Below are 1,157 nucleotides of genomic sequence, written 5' to 3' on the forward strand. Positions count from 1 at the left end.
AAAGCCGTCGCCGCGGTCTCCGACGCCGTGCGCCGCGCCCGCGCCGGGATCAGCGACCCCAACCGGCCCACCGGCTCCTTCCTGTTCCTCGGCCCCACCGGCGTCGGCAAGACCGAACTCGCCAAGTCCCTCGCGGACTTCCTCTTCGACGACGAGCGCGCGATGGTGCGGATCGACATGTCCGAATATTCGGAGAAGCACTCCGTGGCCCGGCTCGTCGGGGCGCCTCCCGGGTACGTCGGCTATGAGGAGGGCGGCCAGCTTACCGAGGCCGTGCGGCGGCGCCCGTACTCCGTGCTGCTGCTCGACGAAGTGGAAAAGGCCCACCCCGAGGTCTTCGACATCCTCCTGCAGGTGCTCGACGACGGCCGGCTCACCGACGGGCAGGGCCGCACCGTGGACTTCCGCAACGTGATCCTGGTGCTCACATCGAACCTGGGCAGCCAGTTCCTCGTGGACCCCAACCTCGACGCCGCGGCCAAGAAGAACGCCGTCATGGCCACGGTCAACGCTTCTTTCAAGCCGGAGTTCCTCAACCGGCTCGATGAAGTGGTGCTGTTCGATCCGCTGAGCGTGGAGGAGCTCTCCCGGATCGTGGAACTGCAGGTCAAGGAGCTGGGCGAGCGGCTCAAGGGCCGCCGGCTGAACCTCGAAGTTACCGAGGGTGCCCGCGCCTGGCTGGCCGTATCCGGCTTCGATCCCGCGTACGGCGCGCGGCCGCTGCGCCGCCTGGTGCAGCGCGAGATCGGCGACCGGCTGGCAAAGGCCATCCTGGCCGGCGAAATCGCCGACGGCGACACCGTCCTGGTGGACACCGCGCCGGACCTGATGGAACTCACCATGGGCGGGCTGCGGGACGGGGAGCTGACCAGCGGCGGCGCGGCCACGGGCACCGGGCTCTCGGTCCGCCGCAAGGAGTAGGCGCCGCCGGGCAAGCCTAGGGCAGCAGGGACTCCTTGATGACGTTTCCGCCGTTCGTCGCGGCGTAGCAGTCGACCCGCCGGTCGCCCATCTCCCAGCTGCGCGGGCTCGGGTAGGCCAGCTTGTAGCTCAGGTCGTAGTCGCCGGCCTTTGCCGTGAGCGGAGCCGCCTTGCAGGCATCGCGTGCCTTCTGCTTGAGCTGGTCCCGGCCGGGGTACGAGTCATCTGGCCCGTAT

The 1,157-nt window shown here is 69.3% G+C and carries 2 protein-coding genes; one reads left to right on the forward strand and one right to left on the reverse strand.

Going from position 1 to position 1,157, the window contains the following annotated elements:
• Window positions 1-921, forward strand: a 921-nt coding sequence (locus LQV45_RS34340) for an AAA family ATPase (RefSeq protein WP_230012340.1), incomplete at its 5' end; no start/stop codon positions are given.
• Window positions 922-937: 16 nt separating this feature from the next.
• On the opposite strand, the gene LQV45_RS34345 is transcribed toward LQV45_RS34340, so the two are convergent.
• On the reverse strand, window positions 938-1,157 hold a 220-nt coding region (locus LQV45_RS34345), incomplete at its 5' end, for a septum formation family protein (protein WP_230012344.1).

The sequence above is a fragment of the Microbacterium sp. Bi128 genome, assembly GCF_918698205.1.